Genomic DNA, 16,242 nt, shown 5'->3' with positions numbered 1-16,242 from the left:
ACTCACGCTGCTGCGGCGATGCGCAAATGATCGGCGATCCAGCGATCGAGATCGGCAAGCGCCAGTGCACTCATCGCCTGCTTCTTGGCCACCGTCTTCTCGTTGCCGCGCAGGCGCGTGCCGTCGGGCTTTTTCGTCGGAGCGCTTGCAAGCGGCGGGAACAGGCCGAAATTGATGTTCATCGGCTGGAACGAGCGCGTGCCGGGCTCGATGGTCTCGATATGGCCGCCGGTGATGTGTCCGAGCAGCGATCCCAGCGCCGTCGTGGCAGGCGGGCTCGCCAGCGTCTCGCCGCGGGCATCGGCTGCTGCGTAAAGGCCGGCGATCAGGCCGACGCTGGCCGACTCCACATAGCCCTCGCAGCCCGTCATCTGTCCGGCAAAGCGCAGCCGCGGTTGCGCACGCAGCCGCAGCTGGCCGTCGAGCAGCTTTGGCGAGTTGAGGAAGGTGTTGCGATGCAGGCCGCCGAGGCGGGCGAACTCGGCCTTCTCCAGCCCGGGAATGGTGCGGAAGATGCGCTGCTGTTCGCCGTATTTCAGCTTCGTCTGGAAGCCGACGATGTTGTAGAGCGTGCCGAGCTTGTTGTCCTGGCGCAGCTGCACGATCGCGTAGGCCTTCGTTGTCGGATCGTGCGGATTGGTGAGGCCGACCGGCTTCATCGGACCATGGCGCAGCGTCTCGGGGCCGCGCTCCGCCATCACCTCGATCGGCAGGCAGCCGTCGAAATAGGGCGTGTTGGTCTCCCACTCCTTGAACTCGGTCTTCTCGCCGGCGATCAGCGCGGCGACGAAGCCCTCATACTGCTCCTTGGTCATCGGGCAGTTGATGTAGTCGGCGCCGTTGCCGCCGGGGCCGACCTTGTCATAGCGAGACTGGAACCAGGCCACCGACATGTCGATGGATTCGCGGTGCACGATCGGCGCGATCGCGTCGAAGAAGGCGAGCGCGTTCTCGTCGGTCAGTTCGCGGATGGCATCGGCCAGCGGTGCGGAGGTGAGGGGCCCGGTCGCAACGATGACGTTGCCCCAGTCGGCCGGCGGAAGGCCTGCGATCTCGCCACGGGCGATCTCGATCAGGGGGTGGTCGTTCAGCGCCTTGGTGACGGCCGCCGAAAAACCGTCGCGATCGACCGCCAGCGCACCGCCGGCGGGAACCTGGTTGGCATCGGCCGCGCGCATGATCAGCGAACCGAGGCGGCGCATCTCCGCATGGAGCAGGCCGACGGCGTTGTTGGCGGCGTCGTCCGAGCGGAACGAATTGGAGCAGACGAGCTCGGCGAGCCCGTCGGTGCGGTGCGCCTCGGTCATGCGGTCCGGCCGCATCTCGTGCAGCATCACGGGCACGCCGGCTTTGGCGACCTGCCAGGCTGCCTCCGAGCCGGCAAGGCCCGCGCCGATCACATGCACAATATTGGAATGGGGTCCTGTCATGGGGCGGACAGGTAGCGCTTTTCGGCGGTCAGTGGAATCGCCGAGATCGAGTTTTCTGCCATCAGAAACGACAACGCCCGCACGAGGCGGGCGCTATCGGTTCGTCCGGTGAAGGGCTGAAGGATATCAGCCCTGATACTGACCGGCGGCAACGCGCGGGATGTCCGAGCGATCGAGGCCGATGTCGGCCAGTTCGCGATCGCTGAGCTGGGACAGCTCGGCAACATTGCGCTGATAGTCCCGGAAGGCCTGGATCATGCGGATGAGCGAGAGCAGCATTGGTAGTCTCCTGTAGTTCGATTCAGCCCTTGCCCGGGCGTCATCGTTGAAATGAATATAGGTGAGAGTGGTGCACTGCGAAAGTTCCGATGTTGCGATGCAGCTAAGCGAAGGACGCATGGCATCGGTAAGGGGCGATTAACCTCTTGGCAGTCCCGCCCAAGAGCTGGGCGCCAGCCGTTGTAGATTGCAATAAATCTCCGTGAGATCACGGGTTTATGCCGACCCCTGCGGTTCCCGTGATGATCGAAATATGTTGCATTCCGGTGACCAGCAAGGCGATGCGGCAGCTTGTAAGCCCAAGTCCCGCATGCGCGAATCGCATGAAGCGAGATGATGTAGAAATGAATAAATATTCATATCATTTGTGGTTTACGCCGGCCTGACGGAGTCCGCCGACGCCGGGGGATGGGAGCGGCGATTCGCTCGATCCTGCCCCACTGGAGCCGCCGAACGGCTTGCGGCGAAGCCGGGTATCGAGGGCCGATCGCCGGAAGTCGAGTGCGTCCGCCGTTGATGCGGTGCACACACGCCAAGGGTGTGAGCGCTTGATTACAAGGTTGTAATGAAAATCAGAATTTCCGCATGCGGCTCTGCGCGGCGCGCAACATCACGCAATTCTCGCGGGGAATTTATTGCGGCAAGTTGCCGCGTCGGCAGCAAAGTCGTGTCGCAGATTCCGGCAATGTCGCTGGGTCTGTCCCAAGAAGAAGAGAAGGAAAGTAACATCATGACGAAGTTACTCGGGGTTATCGCCATTGCTGCCGTCGCGTTCGCCGTCGCGCCGGCCCAGGCCGCCAAGCACGCCATGGGCGGCTGCAGCGGATCCAATCTGGAGAAGACGGAGACCGCGATCGAGAACATGGCCGACGGCGACAGCAAGTTCGTCGCGCAGAAGGAGATCGCGGCGGCGCAGGACTCGCTGCTCAACGGCAAAATGGGTGCGTGCGGCGCGCATCTGAACAAGGCGATGCACGCCACCATGGGCAAGTAAACGCTTCAAGAGAGGGCCGGTCGCCGGGCGATCGGCCCTACGCTTTTATCAGGGGATCTTAAGGGGCGCGCGCGAGCTGGGTGGCGAAATAGGCGACGGTCTTGGAATAGACCTCGCTCTTGTTCCACTGCTGTAGCACCGCGAAATTCGGGCTTCCCGGCTGCCAATCCTTGCCACGCTGCCAGCCATAGCCGGCGAGGTAATTGGCGGTGGAGGCGAGCACGTCGGGCGCGTTGTGCAGGAGATCGCGCTTGCCGTTGCCGTCGAAATCGACGGCGTATTTCATCCAGGACGAGGGCATGAACTGGGTCTGGCCGAGCTCGCCCGCCCAGGCGCCCTTCATGTCGGCGGGTGCGAGATCGCCGCGCTGGACGATGCGCAGCGCATCCATCAGTTCGCCGCGGAACTGCTCGGCGCGCCGGCAGTCATAGGCCAGCGTCGCCAGCGAGCGGATGGTTGCGAACTTGCCGGTGTTGACGCCGAAATCGGTTTCCAGGCCCCAGATCGCGACGAGCACCTCGCCTGGGACGCCGTAGGTCTGCTCGATGCGGGACAGCACCGAGCCGTATTGCTTCATCATGTTGGAACCGCGCGTCATGCGCGGCGGCACCATGCGGCCGGAAAACTCCTCGAAGGTCTGGGTGAAGACCTTTTGCGAGCGGTCGCGGTTGAGCACGCTCTGATCGAGCGTCACGCCGGCGAGCCCGGCAGCAATGGCCTGCTGTGAGATGCCTTTGGCCGCGGCGTCGGTCTTGAAGTCAGCAAGCCATGCGTCGAAATTGCCCGAGCCGCAGGCAACGGCGGCGAGCGCTGGCTGGGCGGAGAGGATTGACGTGGTGAGGGCTAAGGCTGCGAGAGCGAGACGAGAAATCGTCGGGGTCATCAGATGAAATGGATTCCGTGAAGTGATCTGACCGGCGAGGTGCAATCTCGGTCGGAACCGCGGCCAAAGCAAGGCGCATGACGGGGGCCGGTCCCGCCCGGAGCCGGGCAGGACCGGATGTCACGAGATCGTTAGGCGTCTGTCCGATTCCGCCACGGGAAGAGGTTGGCGGGGAAGTCGGCGGCGGGCTTGCGCGGACGATGCGGCGGAGGCGGCACAGGCCGGGCACCGGGATCGGAAACGATCACCTTGCGGTAGAGATGCCAGGTGGCATGGCCGAGCAGGGGGATCACCACGGCGAGGCCGAGGAACGCCGGGATCGTGCCGAGCGCCAGCAGCACCGCCACGATCAGGCCCCAGGCCGCCATCGGCACCGGGTTCCTGGCGACAACGCGCAGCGAGGTGACCATGGCATCGAACGCGCCGGCATGGCGGTCGAGCATCAGGGGGAACGACACGGCGCTGATGCAGAGCGCGGCGAGCGCGAACAGGAAGCCGGTGCCGCAGCCGACCACGATCAGCCACCAGCCCTGCCGGGTCGTCAGCACGCGCGTAATGAAGTCCGAGATCCCGGTCACGCCCTCATAGCCGAAGGCTGCGACATAAATCGCCTGTGCGGTTGCAACCCAGGTCACGAACAGGGCGAGCAGCAATGTGCCAAGACCGAGCATGGCCCCGAACGAAGGCGAGCGCAGCACCTCCATGGCATCCCAGGCGCTGGCCTCTTCATGGCGTTCGCGCCGGCTCGAGAGCTCGTAGAGACCCAAGGCAGCGAACGGCCCGATCAACGCGAAGCCCGCAGCCAGCGGAAACAACAGCGGCAGCACCGAATAGCCCATCACCACGCGGGCGAGCACGAGGCCCAGCACCGGGTAGATCACGCAGAGAATAATGGCGTGGCTCGGAACCGCCTTGAAATCCTCCCAGCCGCGCCTCAGCGCATCATGCAGGTCGGACAGTTGGATCGTCCGGATGATTGGTCCCGCCGCATCAGCGGGCGGGGCCATTGTGGGGACATTGCCCTGGTAAAGTGTGGCCATGGTCGCTAGCTCCCTTGCCATGCGGCCGCATCCGGCGCCGGCAAACGGCGCAAGCGGCCGCTTTTCTTGGATGATCGCGATCCCAACCAGGCGCGAATTCCGGAAGGCATCGCGAGCTGAACGGAAACCGTACTCTCAATTCCGAGTCCTGTCCCTCACGCTTGGGTGAGATTCGATGCCGCACCGCAACCTCGACGATGTCATTCGGCCGTCATTTCGCCGCAGATAAGCTGATGCTGGTTGTCGGTTCGCATGATCCGCGGGCGCAACGCAGAAACTTCGTCTATAAGTGCCACTCAAGGCCCTTCCAACGGATCCTTTTCGGGGAGAAGACATGAGCATTTTCGGGAAAATCATGAGCGCGATCTTCGGTAGCCAACCGGCTTCCGCCGCGCCTGCCGGTGGCGCAGCGCCGGCCGGTGCCCCCGCAGGGGCCGCGCCGGGCGCATCGGCGCCGGCAGCCGCGCCCATGGCGTCCGTCGACGTCGCCGCCATCGTCGACAAGGCGGTCGCCGCGCACAAGGGCGAGAAGCTGGAATGGCGCACCTCGATCGTCGATCTCATGAAGGCGCTCGACATCGACTCAAGCCTCGCCGCGCGCAAGGATCTCGCCCGGGAGCTCGGCTACAGCGGCGACACCAACGATTCCGCGAGCATGAACGTCTGGCTGCACAAGCAGGTGATGTCCAAGCTCGCTGCCAATGGCGGCAAGCTGCCGCCTGAGATCAAGCACTGACCGATCGCTCGGTCGTTGCTCGGGGCCCGCGTTCGCGCGGGCCCTTTTGATTCAGGCGACGAGGTCCGCGTCCTCCGGATGCTTGTCAAGATAGTCGACGACGAAGCCGCAACCGGCGATCACCTTCCTGCCGTCGCGGCGGATCAGATCCAGCGCGCCCTTGACCAGCTCGGAGGCTATGCCGCGGCCGCGCAGCGCGCGCGGCGTCTCGGTATGGGTGATGATCACCGCCGACGGCGTCAGCCGGTAATTGGCGAAGGCGATGTCACTGCCGACATCGAGCTCGAAGCGGCTCCTGTCTTTGTTGTCGCGTACCGATGCCGCCATGCGTAATCCTTCCGAAGCGATGTCTGCGCTCTGATCTAGGCGCCTGAACCCGCCCTTGCCAAGGTGCGACCAAGGGAGGTTGCCGCAGGGGAGATACCCGGAAAATGCGCGTCCCGCTCAGCATCATGGCGTTGCTCGCTGCGCTCGCCTCGACGGCGCCAGCGCCGGCGTCGGCCGAAGGCGGTCCGGCCTGGGACGCCTGCGTCGGATTGACGAGCACGCCGGACGAACGGGTCACGGCCTGCTCGAGCGTCATTGAGACGAAGAGCGAGACCGGCCGCAGGCTCGCCGGCGCCTATTGCAACCGCGGCCATGGCCTCACCGAGAAACGCGAGCTCGATGCCGCGCTGTCCGATCTCGACGAGGCGGTCAGCTCGATCCGGCCTACGCCTGCGCCTACAACAACCGCGGCCGCGTCTACAGCTTCAAGCGCGACTATGATCGCGCCATCGCCGATTACGACGAGGCTATCAAGCTCGATCCGTCGCTGGCCCTCGCCTACAGCAATCGCGGCGAGTCGCGCTTCAACAAGGGCGACCTCGACGGTGCCATTGCGGATTTTGACGCGGCGATCAAGCGCGATCCCAACTATGCCACCGCCTACGCCAATCGGGGCTTCGTCTACGCCCGCAAGCACGACACGGCGCATGCGCTCGCCGACCACACCATGCGGATCAAGCTTGCGCCCGATCTGCTCGCCTATATCGACCGCGGCAACGTGTATCGCGACAACGAGCAGCTCGACCGCGCCGCCGCCGACTATGGCGACGCGATCCGCATCGCTCCGACAGATGCGCGCGGCTGGCGCAATCGCGGCATGATCCGTCTCTTCCAGGGCGACAACAAGGGCGGCCTCGCCGACTACGACAAGGCGCTGCAATACGATCCGTCCGACGTGTTCTCATGGAGCAACCGCGGGCAGGCCCGCTTGCGGCTCGGCGACAAGCAGGGCGCGATTGCAGATTTCCGGAAGGCGCTGGAGTTGCGGCCCGGACTGCCCGTCGCGCATGATGCACTGCGAAAGCTTGGGGCGCTGTAGCCGGTGTGAATTCTTGACCCGTTGGACGTCACGTGGCGACCGCAAAAAATCCTCAGTGTCGCTCTTGCAAGTTCCACCGCGGTTCCCACGTCCTTGAGAGGACATACGCCCGAATGCGGCCGGCACGGTCGCTAGACATTCGGAGTGTCGTGATCGCCAGCCGCAGACGTATGCCTCTTTTGCAGGAGGTTACGATGTCGGACTTTGGTTTCTTGAATACTCATCGAACATGGGAAGACTGGTGCGGGATGCTGCTCGGTGCGCTGATTGCTGCGTCGCCGTGGTTCCCCATCCAGGATAGCTCGGGGATTGCCGGACACGACACGATGGTCCTGAACACGGTCGCAGTCGGCCTCGTCGTATTTGGCCTCAGCCAGCTCGAATATGTCGCCTTGCAGCGCTGGCAGGAGGTGGCGACCATCCTGGTCGGGCTGTGGCTCATTGTCTCGCCCCTGGTGCTTGGCTATTCCGGCGAAGGTTTTCTCCGGATCTACCACACCAGTCTGGGCGCAGTGGCGGTGATCCTCGGCGTACTCCAGTTGTGGCAGGACTGGGACATGAGTGACCAGGATTTGCTGAAGCATGGGCAATAGGCTGCGGATTTCGGCAGGCCCGCCGCGCGATCGGTGGGCCTGCTCGGTCATCTCTTCACCAGATCCGCATAGTCCGGGTGCTTCTCGATCCACGCCTTCACGAACGGGCATTGCGGGATCAGCTTCAAGCCGGCGGCGCGGACCTGATCGAGCGCGCCTTGCACTAGTTTCGAGCCGACGCCCTTGCCGCCCAGCTCCTTCGGTACGTCCGTGTGCTCGAACGTGATGACGTTGCCGTCGAGCTTGTAATGTTCGGTCGCAAGATATCCCTCCGCCTCCAGCTCGAAACGGTGATGGGCCTTGTTGTCGATGACGTCGCTCATGTCGTCTCCGGTCAGCTCTTCAGCGAGTCTGTCAGCATCTTGCGGATCGACCAGGCTTCGCCGTCGGAGGAGCCCTTGATGTCGTCGATCCGCCAGCTCCCAGCCTCGCGCACGAAGTCGTAACGCACGATCAGGTCGGCGGGTTTGCGGTCGTTGCGGTGCCCGGTGATGGTCACCGCAAGTATCGCCTTGTCGGCCTCCATCTTCTCGGCGTCAACCTTGAACGACTTCACGTCAGGTTCCTGCGAGTTGGTGACGGGATCGAAATCGACCGGTCCGACGTCGCCCTTGGGCGTATGCGCATCGGCCTTGGCCCATAGCGCGACCAGGGCCTTGGAGAGATATTTGGCCTTGGCCGCCTTGTTCTCGATGATGAAGGCGCCGCCGCCATCGCCCTTGCCCTTGGCGGCGCGGGTGTAGATCGCAGTCAGAATAGCGAGCGGTTCACTGGTTGCGGGAGCCTGGGCGAGGGCGGGGCCGACGCCGGCGAGGAGGACAGTAGCGATGAGGCTGCGACGGGTGAGCATGGAGTGTCCTGGTTGGGGTGCGCACGTCAGTAGAGCTTGATTGCGCCCGGCAGGTTCAAACGCGAAGGCCGATCAGAGCGGCTCTGATCGGCCTCGGCCATGCGTGCACGGGGTCGGCGGACCCAGGGCGTCTTGATCAGTATTTGGCGACGACGGGGCCGGCCGAGAAATGATAGTTGACGCCGACCCGGGCGATCTGCTCGCGGAACGGGGTCGATGTCGTGAACACGATGGCCGGAACGGTGGAGGAGGCGACGTTCAGCGTCCGCCGGCCAAGGTCGACGTAAAGGTACTCGGCCTTGAAGCTCCAGTTCGGCGCGAACATCACTTCGGTGCCGGCGCCGGCGGTCCAGCCGGTGCTCGTCCCCGAGGAGGCGCCGCTGGCGCAGATGGTCGCGCCCACGATGCATCCGCCGGTCACGTCGGTGGTGCTGAACGAGGATTTGGTGCGGCCATAGGCGAAGCCGCCGGTGCCGTAGAGCAGCCATTGCGGCGCTACCAGCACGCCGACCCGGCCACGCACGGTGCCGAACCAGTCGATGCCCTTGCTGACCGTCGTCGAGGTGGCATCGAAGCCGACCGGTGCGAGCGCCTGGGTGGTCGTGCCCTTGACGTCCGCGCCCTGGAAGTCGGCCTCGAGGCCGACCAGCCATTGCGGGGCGACCTGCCAATTGTAGCCGGCCTGGACGCCGCCGATCACGCCTTTCGCCGACGGCGACAGCGCGGTCGGAAATGAACCGGCCGCAACCAGCGCGGCGAGCGGGGCCGCCAGTGCCGGATCGGTCGACAGGACGGAAATACCCGTGGAGCCCGTGCTCCAGTCGTAGCCGACATTGCCGCCGACATAGAAGCCATTCCAGGTCTGAACCGGGGCGATCGCCTTCACCGGCATTTTATAGGTCGGGGCAAGATCCGCGGCATGTGCCGTCCCCCAAGCCGCCCCGACAGCCACGACGCCCGCAAGCACAAGTTTCTCGAAATTCTTCATTGGCCCAATTCCCCGATTCCGACGTGATTTTACGCTACATGGCGGCTGAACGCTGTGACCAATTGGCAACTCCGGGTCGGGATCGGAGCGCCTTCAGGCTGGATCGCACTCAAACCAGATGGAAATTGGCCGAGGTCAGGCTTGCCAACGCGGTGTTGGTGATGGTGACCACGTGAGTAGCGTCGAGCGTGAGCACGGTGTCCGCCCCAACCTGATGCAGGTCCGCGAAGACGTTGGCGAGACTTCCGAACTGCGATGCCTGCAGCTGAATGTCGTCCAGGGCCGTATGGAAGTTGTTGATGGTGTTGTGACCGAAATCGCCGGCGAACACGAACGTATCCCGGCCGTAATTGCCGGCAATCAGCGTGTCGCCGGGGCCGCCGATCAGGATCTCGTGGGCGTTGAAGGTCGAGGCGGCCGTGATGGTGGCGCCGCCGGCGCTGCCGTCGAGGACGGTATTGCCATAACCGGTGGTGGCGGATCCGCCGGCGGGAACGAACACGAAGTTCTGGTTGCCGCCGATCACCTGGACGGTCAGCGTCGATGTCGAGGGCGCCGCATGGCCGTTGCTCGCGGTGTAGGTGAAGTTGTCGTAGGCGACGCCGGTGACGCCGCCGCTGGCAGCGTAGGAATAGCTGCCGTCGGCATGCACCGTGAGGCTGCCATAGGCGCCTGCGATGCTGTGATCGACGGCGCCGGCGAGCCCGTTGACGGCGCTGACCACGACGTGATCGGCGGGGTTGGTGTCGGTGTCGTTGGCGAGCAGGCCGTGCGCGGCATCGGCGGTGACGGTCTGGCCGGCGACGACACGGTTGTTGTCTGCGTGCGCCGTGACGAGTGAATCGATCACGGCAAGTCCGGTGAATGTCGTGGCGATATTGCCGAGATTGGCGGCGTTGCCGGCGAGGTCGCCGATCGCTCCGCCGTGCAGATCTATGCCCGTGACCGCCAGCGCAGATGTGAGCGTGTCGCCGGCTCCCACCGTGTAGTTGAACACGAGCTTGCTGGAATCATGCAAGGCCGCGGTCGCAGCCGCATCGAAGGTGGCGATGCCGTTATCGTTGAGCGAGAGGGTGGGCGCACCGCCCGACAAGGTCACGGCTTCGGCGAGGGCGACCGTGATCGTGACAGACTGGCCGGCTCCGACCGCGCCGCTCGCGGGCGATGCGCTGACGGCGACGATATCCGGCGCGTGCGTGTCGATCTGCAAGATCCCGGCGGGGTTGACGGTGCCGCCCGGCAAGGTGAGATCGTTTCCGGCGAGGTCGCGGATGGTCCCTGCATTGAGCAGGATCTGGTTGACCGAAAGATCGCTCGCGTTCTCACCCGCAGCCACGAGATAGCTGAAGGTCAGCGCGCTGCTGCCGCTGCCGCCCGCATAGGTCGCGACGCCGCCATCGTTGAGCTGCATGGTCGGCGTGCCGCCGGTCAGATCGACGTTGACCGCTTCGCTGAGATTGAGCGTCAGGATGACGCTATGGCCGGCGTTGAGATCGCCGCTGCCTGCGACGATGCCCGCGCCCGAGGTCGCGATCGACATCACCGTCGGCGCGATCGAATCCACCCGAACGCCGGCGGTCGAGCCGACATTGTTCAGCGTGAGCACGGCGGCGTTGCCGACCGCGTCCTTGATCGTGCCGCCATTGAGAACGATCGCACTGCCGAGCGCGACGCCATTGGCATCGCTCTCGCCGGCAGCCACTGTGTAGCGGAAGGTCAGCGAGGAGGCGCTGCCTTGGCCGACATATTGGGCGTCGACGAGGCCACCGGTGTCGAGCATGATCGCGACTTCCGGGGTGCCCGTCACCGACACCGCCTCGCTGAAATTGACCGTGAAGTCGAGATTCTGACCGGCGACGTAGGTACCGTTCGCGGGCACGCTCACCGACGTCACGGCCGGGGCCGTATGCTGAACGGTGTAGACGTCGCCGCCGGTGAATCCGTTCGCCACGGCGTTGCCGGCGGCATCGGCAATGCCGGTGCCTGAAGCGTTCAGGTCGAGGCGCAGCGTGCCGTCGCCGGTCACGCCGTTGACGGTCACGGTATAGACGTTGCCGCTGACGGGCGTCAGGACGATGCCGGTGTCGGTGACACTGCCGGTGCGGGTCGCCGTGAAGTCGCTCGCATCGACGGCGGTGACGTCTTCCGAGAACGTCACCGTGAACTGATCGCTTCCGGCATTGTTCGGGTTCGAGCCGTTCGCGACGATCGACGAAACGCTCGGAGCGGTATGTCGAATGGTGTAGACGTCGCCGCTCGAGAAGCCCGCGCTGGCGCCATTGCCGGCAGTGTCGGTGACGCCGCTCGAGCCGCTCTTGAAATCGAGGCGCACGGTGCCGTCGCCGGTGACGCCGCCGACAGTCACCGTGTAGGTCTTCCCGTCGGCGGAGGTGATCTGGCTGATGCCGGTGGTGGAGAGGGCGATACCACCCGGTGTGTTGGTCGTGGTCAGGGTGAAATCGGTGGCGGTCAGGCCGCTGACGCTCTCCGAGAAGGTCACCGTGAACTGTTCGGTGCCGGCGTTGTTCGGGCTGGCGCCCGACGCGGCAATCGACGTCACGGTCGGAGCGGTGTGATCGATCGTGTAGGTCTGTCCGGCGAAGCCGGCAAATATGGCATTGCCGGCGCGATCGACGATGCCGGTGCCGGACGCGTTGAGCTTGAGGCCGAGCGTGCCATCGCCCGTGACGCCGGTGACCGTCACCGTATAGACGCTGCCGCTGAAGGGCAGCACGACCATCCCGCCATATGAGACGGACCCGCCGGTGACGATAGTGAAGTCACTCGCGTCGACCGCGCTCACGATTTCGGAGAAGGTGACGGTGAAGGTATCGCTGGTCGCGTTGCTCGGATTGCTGCCGGCGGAATTGATCGACGAGACCACAGGTGCGGCGGTGTCGATCGTCAGGTGCAGGTCGGTGGCTGTGCCGGCCAGCACGGCATCGTTGCCCGAGCCGTCCTTGATGGTGCCGCCGTTCAGGAGAAGGTTCTGCACCTGCAGATCACTGCTGCTGTCGCCGGCCTGCACCGTGTAGCTGAACGTCAGCGCGGTGCCGCCGCTGCCGCCTTGATAGGTCGCGATCACATTGTCGCTGAGCTGGAACTCTGGCGCGCCGGTGACATTCACCGGGTCGGTGAAGGCCACCGTAATGGTGACGACCTTGCCGGCATTGAGATCGGTCGCATTGCCCGTCGTCGCCGCCGTGACCGAGCTGACGAGCGGAACGTGGAGCAGATTGACCGTGCTGGTCGCGGTGTTGCTGGTCCCGTTGCTGGAGGAGCCGTCGGTCACGGTCCATTCGATGGTCCGGGAGCCGGGCGCGGTCGATCCGGGGGCGCTGAACGCGATCGATTCCAGTACGGTCTGGTAATGATCGAGCGTGTCGGTGCCGCTCAGCGTGAGCAGGCCGGTTGCGGCGTTGTAACTGCCGGTGATGTTGTTCTGGCTGATGAAGCTCAACGCATCGCCGCTGACGAAGCCGCTGGCAATCTTGATGGTCGCGCCGGTCAGATTGCCGCCACTGTCGGGGTCGGCGACGATCAACGTGCTGTCGAGCAGGGCTGCCGCACTGCCGACCGGATAGTTCAGGCTGGCACCTGCGGTGACGGTCGGCGCGGTATGGACGATGCCGAGCACGCTCGCCGTCAGAGGCACCTCGCTCGAGATGAGCGTTGTGGAGGCGGTGCCGTATTGCCCGCCGAGCTCGACCTGATTGCCCTGGGAGTTCGTGCCCACGCTCGCGACGGCGCGACCGGTCAGGTCCGGGAGGGCGAAGGTGGACTGGCCGTCGCCGCCATAGGTCGTTCCGATGAGCGCAAACAGGACCTGGTTCTGTGAGATCGACAGTAGCTGGCCCTGGCACTCGGCCCAGCCGTGCGCCAGCATATAGTCGAGGTCCGTGCCGTTTCCGGCGTAGGAAATGATCTCGCCGACCCATGGAGCGGAGTCCGAGTACGAGCCGCTCTGGGAGGGAAATATTCCTTCGAGAGAGATCAGATAGTGCAGAGCGATGGAAGGCTGGTAGTTGCTGAAGTCGGCTGAAGCCCCGACTGGATGGGGCAGGTTCGACGTTGAGAGCGTGGTCGTGTCCTGGCCGATGACCGTGCCAAGTTGGAAATCGCCGATCGAGTTCGTTCCGACCCCGATGATGGTGCGGCCGGTGAGGTCCGGCAGCGCGAACGTCGTGACACCATCGCCGCCATACGTCGTCCCGATGGCGTTATAGAGGTTCGGATAGTCGGCGATGTTCAGCACCTGGCCAGCCGCCAGCAGATATCCTGCCGGCGCAAAATTGCTGAGAAACGGGACAATTTCGCCGGCTACGTCGAGCCAGTTCGAGGCTGAGCTCGCGCCCGGTCCGCCGGTGTTGATGAGATAGTTGATGGTCAGCGAAGGCTGGTCGTTGGTGAGAGCCTGCCCCGCGCCGAAGCCCGAGGGCAAATTCTGGGTCCCCAGCGTGACCGTGTCCGTGCCGTAGTTGGCTCCGAGCGAAAAATTCGCGCTGTTCTCGGAGCCGACCGTGAGCTTGGCCTGGAGGTTGGGTAGCTCGAAGGTCGTCTGTCCGTTGCCGCCATAGGTCGTGCCGAACAGCGAGAACAGGGCGGTGTTCTGGGCGATCGACAGCAGCTGCCCGCTGGCAAGCGCCGTGTGGTTGGGAGCAAGGCTTCCGGCGAAGGTCCTGATGGACCCGAGATCGATGGTGCCGGGATCGGACGTGCCGTCTCCATGCGAGGGATAGGTGCCTTGAAGCGGGATCAGCTGGGTCAGCCCGAGTGAGGGCTGATCGTTGTTGATCGGGGATGCCGTGATGTTCGTGTTCGTCCCGTCCGACACCTGCCAGGTAATATCGCGAACCTGGTGCGTGCCGCCGCCGGTCGGATCGCCGTTCCCCGAAAAACTGTAGGTGATCGAGCGCAGCGCATCCTGATAGTCGGCGACCGTATCGCTCCCGCTCAGGGTGAGGATGCCGTGCGCGGCGTCGTAGCTGCCGTGAATGTTGTTCTGGTCCGTGAAGTTCAGCGTGTCGCCCGCGACGAAGCCGACGAGACTCACCACGGCCGATGAGAGTGTTGAGGAGGCGCTGTCCGTTACGATCAGGTTCGGTGCGATGGACACGGCGGCGCCACCGCCGTGGAACGTCGCTGACGTGCCGGGGGTCAGGCCGATGATGCCGAGCGTCGTGCTGAAATTTGCAAGCGCCTGCTCCGCGAAGGGCGCGCTAACGGCAGCCGCTGCCGGGGTGGTCGAGACGTCGAGCGTCCAGCTTGCGGGATCGGCATTGCCGATCACATGCGTCGCCGCGTCGACGGTGACGCCGCCGGCATAGGCGGAGAGGTCGGAGATGAACTGGCTTCCGGTCGCGCCCGCGGCCGTGTCGCAGGCATAGAGGGCGAGAGCTCCGTCGGATGCGAGCGAGGCGCCGATCGCGGAGAGTGCGGCGGCATCGTTCGCGAGGTCCGCGTCGTGGATGACGGATGAGCCGATCTCAATCTCGCCCGGAGCGCCGTGACCGACGATCGAGATCGACGCGAGCCCGGTCAGGCCGTTGTTCTTGAGGATGGTTGCGATCTGGGCGAAGCCGTCGCTGGCGCCGTTGAGGACAAAGGCCTGTTCGTCCGGGGCCAGCCCGTCCAGCAAGGCATCGATGTCGGAAACGCGGGAATCAATGAAAACAACTCTTCCCATACTCACCACATTCCACGCCGAAACGGCGCATATCCACCAGGGAGCCAGCCGCCGGGCCAGCCAAACAAATGCATTAAGCAGCGATTAACTAGCGTGAAGCTTGCGCCGGAACAAGCCTGCGCGCGGCACATGCAACCGGAGCGCGACCGCCGTCCTGCGAGGCAAATGTCGCGTTTTTCCGCGTTTTTTGGCGATAGTTGTTTGAAAACGAGACATCGCGCAGGGCGCAGCGCATCGCCGTTCATCAATGGCGGTTGATCTTCGCGCATGATCGCGCCGATCCGTGTCGGCGCGCGTGACCGGCTCGTTGCCCACCGGCTCCGGCGCGGCGGTCTCCCGGCCTGGCTCGGCCGCTTCAATCCGGTGTGTTTCAGTCCGCGGCCTTGGCCACGCGCGTGTCCTCGCTCGGCTGTTGGCGGACGCAGCCCTGGCAGATGACGAGGGCGCGGTTGATCCTGGCGTCCTGCTCGGCCTCGATACCGTCCTGCGCCTGCCACCATTCCTTCGAATAGGGCTGAAGTCCGGCTTGCGAACTGTTGCGCTCGGATACCGCGGCGGATCGCGTTGTTCGCGATGGCCCCGAGGCGGGGCGCTGCTCATTGGGATCTTCGCCCGCACCATCCCAGGCAAAGCGGGCAGGCCTGAAGGCCGGATCGGAAGCGAGATGCGCCTGCGGCGCGACGGCACATCCGGCAAGCGCCAGCGACAACAGGAGGAAGGCGGGCGCTTTGACCATGATGCGGCACTCTGTACGCGAGAACTGGCTGAGGTTGCGCCGATCATGTTTAAAAATCCCTGAACGACTGCGGCATCGCCGACGACCAATGCGCATGCGCTGTTTCATCCTCCTGCTCGCTCTGCTCGTCACCGCTGCGCGCGCCGACGACGCAAGACCATTCAACCCGGCCGACTATCCAGCCGGTGTGCAGAAGGCGCTGCGCTACGCCAACGAGGAGTGCGACAGCCAGGACGGTGGCGCGGTAACCTTTGCGCCGGACACGGTGCGCCGGATCGACCTGACCGGTGACGGCCGCGACGACTACATCGTCGATTTCCGCGACACAAAATGCGGGGAGCGCGAGACCACTTATTGCGGAACCGGCGGCTGCGTCATGGACATCCTGGTGACGCTGCCGGATGGCAGCGTGCGCCCCGTGTTCGACGGCTATGTCCGCAGCTACAAGATCGTGACGTCGCCGGTGAAGCGCGGCGCCGCGCGCACCATCCGGTTCGATCTGCATGGCAGCTATTGCAGCGGTTTTGGCGCGCAGGCCTGCGTCAAGGAGAAGACGATCACGGCGACGCCGTTCGCGTTCAAGCAGCCGTAGAGCAGGTGCGCGGCCGGCGGCCTTGCGGGGGTGCGGGCGTTGGCGATAAATGGGCAGCAAGGAGCGGGC

At 64.7% G+C, this 16,242-nt stretch carries 15 protein-coding genes; 5 read left to right on the top strand and 10 right to left on the bottom strand.

Going from position 1 to position 16,242, the window contains the following annotated elements; genetic code table 11:
• Positions 1 to 2: 2 nt before the first annotated feature.
• Together trmFO and BJA_RS23725 are read right to left on the bottom strand one after the other, a co-directional pair.
• Positions 3 to 1,430, bottom strand: coding sequence for a methylenetetrahydrofolate--tRNA-(uracil(54)-C(5))-methyltransferase (FADH(2)-oxidizing) TrmFO (gene trmFO, locus BJA_RS23730; RefSeq protein WP_011087495.1), 1,428 nt, complete (start codon positions 1,428 to 1,430; stop codon positions 3 to 5).
• Between the two features lie 126 nt (positions 1,431 to 1,556).
• Positions 1,557 to 1,709 carry a DUF1127 domain-containing protein gene (locus BJA_RS23725; protein ID WP_007590701.1) on the bottom strand — a complete coding sequence of 51 codons (153 nt, stop codon included), beginning with the start codon at positions 1,707 to 1,709 and terminating at the stop codon, positions 1,557 to 1,559.
• A 667-nt stretch (positions 1,710 to 2,376) separates the two neighbouring features.
• On the opposite strand from BJA_RS23725, the gene BJA_RS23720 reads away from it, so the two are divergent.
• The gene (locus BJA_RS23720; RefSeq protein ID WP_028171858.1) at positions 2,377 to 2,703 is read left to right on the top strand and encodes a hypothetical protein; all 327 of its coding nucleotides are present in this window, start codon (positions 2,377 to 2,379) and stop codon (positions 2,701 to 2,703) included.
• Positions 2,704 to 2,761: 58 nt separating this feature from the next.
• Here the strand turns inward: BJA_RS23720 and BJA_RS23715 are convergent, their stop codons facing one another.
• Entirely contained in the window at positions 2,762 to 3,586 is an 825-nt protein-coding gene (locus BJA_RS23715) for a lytic murein transglycosylase (RefSeq protein WP_011087492.1), read from the bottom strand.
• 131 nt (positions 3,587 to 3,717) lie between these two features.
• On the bottom strand, positions 3,718 to 4,626 hold the full coding sequence (locus BJA_RS23710) for a DUF2189 domain-containing protein (protein WP_038967264.1): 909 nt from the start codon (positions 4,624 to 4,626) through the stop codon (positions 3,718 to 3,720).
• A gap of 334 nt (positions 4,627 to 4,960) precedes the next feature.
• Between BJA_RS23710 and BJA_RS23705 the strand changes: the two genes are divergently transcribed.
• Positions 4,961 to 5,362, top strand: a complete 402-nt coding sequence (locus tag BJA_RS23705) for a DUF3597 domain-containing protein (RefSeq protein WP_028171860.1) — start codon at positions 4,961 to 4,963, stop codon at positions 5,360 to 5,362.
• Between the two features lie 51 nt (positions 5,363 to 5,413).
• Here BJA_RS23705 and BJA_RS23700 read toward each other — a convergent pair whose 3' ends face one another.
• Complete coding sequence (locus tag BJA_RS23700) at positions 5,414 to 5,689, bottom strand: GNAT family N-acetyltransferase (protein ID WP_011087489.1); 276 nt, start codon at positions 5,687 to 5,689, stop codon at positions 5,414 to 5,416.
• Positions 5,690 to 5,987: 298 nt separating this feature from the next.
• Here BJA_RS23700 and BJA_RS23695 point away from each other — a divergent pair, with 298 nt between their 5' ends.
• Both BJA_RS23695 and BJA_RS23690 read left to right on the top strand, forming a co-directional pair.
• The gene (locus BJA_RS23695) at positions 5,988 to 6,728 is read left to right on the top strand and encodes a tetratricopeptide repeat protein (RefSeq protein ID WP_236842257.1); all 741 of its coding nucleotides are present in this window, start codon (positions 5,988 to 5,990) and stop codon (positions 6,726 to 6,728) included.
• A gap of 194 nt (positions 6,729 to 6,922) precedes the next feature.
• Positions 6,923 to 7,321, top strand: a complete 399-nt coding sequence (locus BJA_RS23690; protein ID WP_038967269.1) for an SPW repeat protein — start codon at positions 6,923 to 6,925, stop codon at positions 7,319 to 7,321.
• Positions 7,322 to 7,368: 47 nt separating this feature from the next.
• Here BJA_RS23690 and BJA_RS23685 read toward each other — a convergent pair whose 3' ends face one another.
• The 5 genes from BJA_RS23685 to BJA_RS23665 all read right to left on the bottom strand — a co-directional run bounded on the left by BJA_RS23685 (position 7,369) and on the right by BJA_RS23665 (position 15,689).
• Positions 7,369 to 7,644, bottom strand: coding sequence for a GNAT family N-acetyltransferase (locus BJA_RS23685; RefSeq protein WP_011087485.1), 276 nt, complete (start codon positions 7,642 to 7,644; stop codon positions 7,369 to 7,371).
• An 11-nt stretch (positions 7,645 to 7,655) separates the two neighbouring features.
• Complete coding sequence (locus tag BJA_RS23680; RefSeq protein WP_011087484.1) at positions 7,656 to 8,171, bottom strand: DUF3828 domain-containing protein; 516 nt, start codon at positions 8,169 to 8,171, stop codon at positions 7,656 to 7,658.
• 136 nt (positions 8,172 to 8,307) lie between these two features.
• Positions 8,308 to 9,159, bottom strand: coding sequence for an outer membrane protein (locus tag BJA_RS23675; RefSeq protein WP_011087483.1), 852 nt, complete (start codon positions 9,157 to 9,159; stop codon positions 8,308 to 8,310).
• A gap of 109 nt (positions 9,160 to 9,268) precedes the next feature.
• Entirely contained in the window at positions 9,269 to 14,845 is a 5,577-nt protein-coding gene (locus BJA_RS23670; RefSeq protein ID WP_164930926.1) for a tail fiber protein, read from the bottom strand.
• A gap of 370 nt (positions 14,846 to 15,215) precedes the next feature.
• Positions 15,216 to 15,689, bottom strand: a complete 474-nt coding sequence (locus tag BJA_RS23665) for a hypothetical protein (protein ID WP_236842256.1) — start codon at positions 15,687 to 15,689, stop codon at positions 15,216 to 15,218.
• On the opposite strand from BJA_RS23665, the gene BJA_RS23660 reads away from it, so the two are divergent.
• Complete coding sequence (locus tag BJA_RS23660) at positions 15,676 to 16,173, top strand: hypothetical protein (protein WP_038967271.1); 498 nt, start codon at positions 15,676 to 15,678, stop codon at positions 16,171 to 16,173. The genes BJA_RS23665 and BJA_RS23660 overlap by 14 nt on opposite strands.
• Positions 16,174 to 16,242: the final 69 nt, after the last annotated feature.

Source organism: Bradyrhizobium diazoefficiens USDA 110, from assembly GCF_000011365.1.
Taxonomy (GTDB): domain Bacteria; phylum Pseudomonadota; class Alphaproteobacteria; order Rhizobiales; family Xanthobacteraceae; genus Bradyrhizobium; species Bradyrhizobium diazoefficiens.
This window is presented reverse-complemented; position numbering and strand designations above follow the sequence as displayed.

Bases quoted from the DNA above. Each gene is read 5' to 3' on its own strand.
- BJA_RS23725 (WP_007590701.1), bottom strand. From the start codon at position 1,709: ATGCTGCTCTCGCTCATCCGCATGATCCAGGCCTTCCGGGACTATCAG.
- BJA_RS23660 (WP_038967271.1), top strand. From the start codon at position 15,676: ATGCGCTGTTTCATCCTCCTGCTCGCTCTGCTCGTCACCGCTGCGCGC.
- BJA_RS23690 (WP_038967269.1), top strand. From the start codon at position 6,923: ATGTCGGACTTTGGTTTCTTGAATACTCATCGAACATGGGAAGACTGG.
- BJA_RS23715 (WP_011087492.1), bottom strand. From the start codon at position 3,586: ATGACCCCGACGATTTCTCGTCTCGCTCTCGCAGCCTTAGCCCTCACC.
- BJA_RS23675 (WP_011087483.1), bottom strand. From the start codon at position 9,159: ATGAAGAATTTCGAGAAACTTGTGCTTGCGGGCGTCGTGGCTGTCGGG.
- BJA_RS23685 (WP_011087485.1), bottom strand. From the start codon at position 7,644: ATGAGCGACGTCATCGACAACAAGGCCCATCACCGTTTCGAGCTGGAG.
- BJA_RS23670 (WP_164930926.1), bottom strand. From the start codon at position 14,845: ATGGGAAGAGTTGTTTTCATTGATTCCCGCGTTTCCGACATCGATGCC.
- BJA_RS23680 (WP_011087484.1), bottom strand. From the start codon at position 8,171: ATGCTCACCCGTCGCAGCCTCATCGCTACTGTCCTCCTCGCCGGCGTC.
- BJA_RS23710 (WP_038967264.1), bottom strand. From the start codon at position 4,626: ATGGCCACACTTTACCAGGGCAATGTCCCCACAATGGCCCCGCCCGCT.
- trmFO (WP_011087495.1), bottom strand. From the start codon at position 1,430: ATGACAGGACCCCATTCCAATATTGTGCATGTGATCGGCGCGGGCCTT.
- BJA_RS23705 (WP_028171860.1), top strand. From the start codon at position 4,961: ATGAGCATTTTCGGGAAAATCATGAGCGCGATCTTCGGTAGCCAACCG.
- BJA_RS23665 (WP_236842256.1), bottom strand. From the start codon at position 15,689: ATGAAACAGCGCATGCGCATTGGTCGTCGGCGATGCCGCAGTCGTTCA.
- BJA_RS23700 (WP_011087489.1), bottom strand. From the start codon at position 5,689: ATGGCGGCATCGGTACGCGACAACAAAGACAGGAGCCGCTTCGAGCTC.